Origin of the sequence: Kitasatospora sp. NPDC086801 (genome assembly GCF_044745805.1) — a bacterium.
GTDB lineage: Bacteria > Actinomycetota > Actinomycetes > Streptomycetales > Streptomycetaceae > Kitasatospora.
The window spans coordinates 1-3453 of record NZ_JBIVAX010000093.1; the positions used below are offsets into that span (position 1 = coordinate 1).

A 3453-nucleotide genomic window follows, 5' to 3' on the forward strand; every position below is an offset into this window, starting at 1 on the left:
CCGTCGCGATGCTGTTCGGCGCCGCCGGCAACATCACCCTCCAGGCCTCGGGCGGCGGCCACATCCCCGTCATCCGCGACCGCGACCCGTTCGGCCCCCCCCCCCCCCCACCCCCCCCCCCCCCCCGCCCCCCCCCCCCCCCCCCCCCCCCCCCCCCCCCGCACCACGCGCAGGGCGGTCAGCAGCGCGGGTGCCAGCGCTGCGAGCGCCCCGAGAAGCCCGGCAGGAGGCCGATCGCGAAGGTGCCGGCACCCATCATCGACAAGGAGGGGTCAGCACGGACCTGCGTCCGTACCGGTCGCCGAAGTGGCCGAACAGGACCGCCCCCGCGAGAAGGTGATGGCAGGCCAGACCCCCTACCGCAGCAGCGCCATCCGATTCGCGCGGGCGTGCTGAACACCACCACCGACATCGACCGTGCCGTCGACGCCCTCGAGAAGTCCATCGCCGGCACTCATCCCACCCTCGCCCGATGACGGAACGACAACTGCGCCGGCCACCGCCGGACGCTGGACCGCGGACCGATTCCGGCACGCCGAGACACCCACGCCGAAGCGCCTGCCGAGTGCCGTGTGCCCGACCGCCGCCCGCAGTGCAGGCCACCTGGCCGAACGAGGGCGGCCCACTGCCACTCGCTGCCCTCGACCGCCACACCGGCCAGGTCGCACCCTCCCGAGCGTTACGGGCCGTCGCCCGGGTCCTGAGGGGCAACCTGACAAACGGGGCGAGGGCAGGGTGGTTCCGCCCGGGCCGCCCCCACCTTCCCGGCGGCGTCGACCCGCGCGCACAGGCCGGTCCCGCCGGCCATCGACAGATTCGCCGTAGCGGGCTTTCACATGGGAGGCGGCCGCCTGCCAGACTGGCATCGAGGCCTGGTCAAGGACGGATGGCCACGGCGGCCAGGCAGGACGCCTCGGCGTCGCTGACCCGTGTGGTGTCCGGTTCGGGGCGCCAGCGGGGGGTGGAGGTGATGCCGGGGGCGAGGATGTCCCAGCCGGTGAAGAACTGGGCGAACTCGCCGTGGGCGCGGGCGCGGACCGGGTTGCCGTTGTCGCGGTAGACCTCTTCTATGCGGGCCGCGTCCTGGGGAGCGTAGTCGGGAGTGAAGTGACTGATCACCAGGGCGGAACCGCGAGCCGGAAGCGCGCTCTTGAGGGTTTCGGCGATCCCGTGGGCACCGTCGGGGACGAAGTGGAGCAGGGCGACCAGGCTCAAGGCGATCGGCCGGGTGAAGTCGAGTACGCCGGCAGCCCGGACCGCCTCCAGGAGCGCGTCGGGGTCGTGGACATCGGCCTGGACGTAAGCGGTGCGCCCTTGGGGGCTGCTGCGCAGGAGGGCTTGCGCGTGGGTGAGGACGATGGGGTCGTTGTCGGCGTAGACGATCCTGGCCTGCGGCTCGATGCACTGAGCGATCTCGTGGAGGTTCGGCGAGGTCGGGATACCGGTACCGATGTCGAGGAACTGGGTGATGCCGCTCTGGGCGAGTGCTCGGGTGGCGCGGTGCATGAACGTCCGGTTGGCGCGGGCCGCGGACCGGGCCTGAGGGAAGACGGCGAGGGCGTGCCCGGCGGCTTCCCGGTCGGCGGGGAAGTTGGTCGTGCCGTCGAGGAAGTAGTCGTAGATCCGCGCTGAGTGCGGGCGGTGGATGGCGAGGTTGACCTCGGCGTCCGACGAAGCGGCGGTGTCGTCGTGCTGCTCTGCTGCCATGCGTTCCCCCTGCGTCGGCGTGTTGTCATGCCCGCAGGCTGGTGCGCACCACGGCGCCGTGGCGCGGTGTGGCGAACCCCTGGCGCGCGGGCCATCGCTCACTATGCCCACACCTCGTCGCGGGCAATCAACGCCGTCTCGCGTCGTCGAGCGGAACCCTGTTCGGTGTGACGCGATTCGGCACATCTTTATGCTAACGCGACTGCTTCTGATCAGATATGACCATATGTCAGCTGACTTACAGTCATATGCAAAGTCCTACAAGCCTTTTTGTGATCGCCTTCACATCGGGCTTTTCGGAGCGATTGGATGTCCGTGTGGAGGACAGCCGTTCTCCACCAGACTCCACCGTTTCCGACCTCGCGTCGACCGAACGTCGCCCGTCAGGGCCGACGAGGAGAACCATTGACCAGTGACGACGAGTGGGCGGCGGTCCGCCCCACTCACCGGGTGTCCTACAGGGCGTTCTGCGAGAGCCGCGAAGCGACCTGGCGCGGAGTGGCCTGGGCCCGGCTTCACGACCAGGAGCTCGTCGACCAGGCGGTCCACAGCATCCGCCGGGAACTGCGGCAGGACTGGCTCGGCGCCCTGAGCCAGCCCGACATCGAGGCCCACGCCTGGATGATCGCCAAGCGGTGCATCGCCGACAGGGAGATGAGCACCGGCCAGGCCCCGCCCAGGACGGTCGTCCCGGACTGGATCGTCGCCATCCGGCGCGCCCACGTCCAGGCCCGCATCAGCCTGGAGAACCTCGACAATGACTACGAAGAACTCTACAAGGCAATCCTCCGGCTCCCGGAGCGCCAGTACGACATGATCGTGCTCCGCTACATGCTGGACATCGACTACCCGAGGACCGCCGCCTACCTCGGCATCACCGAGACCAACGCCCGAAGCGCCACCAGCCAGGGCCTGGCCAAACTCCGCCGGCTCCTCGGCGCCGACACCACCACGGGGGACATGAAGTGACACGAGGACACGACCGCCGGGCAGCCACCCCCTGGAGCCGGGGCTACGGGTACAACGACGAACCCGACCAACCGGTCAAGCTGCCCGACGGCGTGTCCGCCCCGGACCTGCGCCGCCTCGTCCGCGCCCGCGCCCCCCTGGGCTCCGAACACCTCCAGGCCCGCCACGAACTCGACCTCGCCACAACCCTGATCATCGCCCAACCCGAGGCCGCCGACTCCTTGAAAGCCCTCACCAACAACCCGCACCACATCAACCCCGGCGGCGCACTCGTCCTGGCCGCGCTGCTGCACCTCACCGGACACGACGACGGCAGCCAATTCTGGCTTCAGTTCGCCGCCGGCGGCGGCAGCGCCACCGCCGCCAGCTGCCTGTCCTTCCTGCACGCCAGCCGCGGTGAGTTCCGCGACGCCGACTACTGGCGCAGCCAGGCCGACCAGCTCGCCGCCGAACCCCGGAAACCGGCCGCACCCTGGCCCGGCCGGCCACTGCCGCCCGCCGTGTGGGCCGACACCCTCGCCGCCTGCCACGAGGGCCTGACCCTGCGCCTGCCATCCCGCGTGGCCGCCGTCGTCCACCAGCTACCCGTCAACGCCGACGACGAAGACCACGGTGAGATCCCCCAACCCTCCCCGACCCTCGTGGCCGACCTTGCCCACGCCTCCAGCCACGCCCGACACATCTGAGAGGGCGTTTGAGGTAGACGGATTGCCCTTTATGTCCTAATAGGTTCCTCGCCAGCTTGGTGTGGTTTCGTCCGTTATGCGCTTGGTGAGG

At 70.2% G+C, this 3453-nt stretch carries 3 protein-coding genes; 2 read left to right on the plus strand and 1 reads right to left on the minus strand.

What is annotated here, in order from left to right; translation table 11 throughout:
• Positions 1–876 precede the first annotated feature (876 nt).
• On the minus strand, positions 877–1707 hold the full coding sequence (locus tag ACIPLC_RS38040; RefSeq protein ID WP_400477639.1) for an SAM-dependent methyltransferase: 831 nt from the start codon (positions 1705–1707) through the stop codon (positions 877–879).
• A 405-nt stretch (positions 1708–2112) separates the two neighbouring features.
• On the opposite strand from ACIPLC_RS38040, the gene ACIPLC_RS38045 reads away from it, so the two are divergent.
• Together ACIPLC_RS38045 and ACIPLC_RS38050 are read left to right on the plus strand one after the other, a co-directional pair.
• A complete protein-coding gene (locus ACIPLC_RS38045) occupies positions 2113–2676 on the plus strand; it encodes an RNA polymerase sigma factor (protein WP_400477640.1) in 564 nt (187 codons plus the stop codon).
• Positions 2673–3362, plus strand: coding sequence for a hypothetical protein (locus tag ACIPLC_RS38050; RefSeq protein ID WP_400477641.1), 690 nt, complete (start codon positions 2673–2675; stop codon positions 3360–3362). The genes ACIPLC_RS38045 and ACIPLC_RS38050 overlap by 4 nt, the downstream gene beginning before the upstream one ends.
• Positions 3363–3453 lie beyond the last annotated feature (91 nt).

Excerpts from the sequence above, each read along its gene's own strand:
- ACIPLC_RS38040 (WP_400477639.1), bottom strand. The coding sequence starts at position 1,707 with ATGGCAGCAGAGCAGCACGACGACACCGCCGCTTCGTCGGACGCCGAG.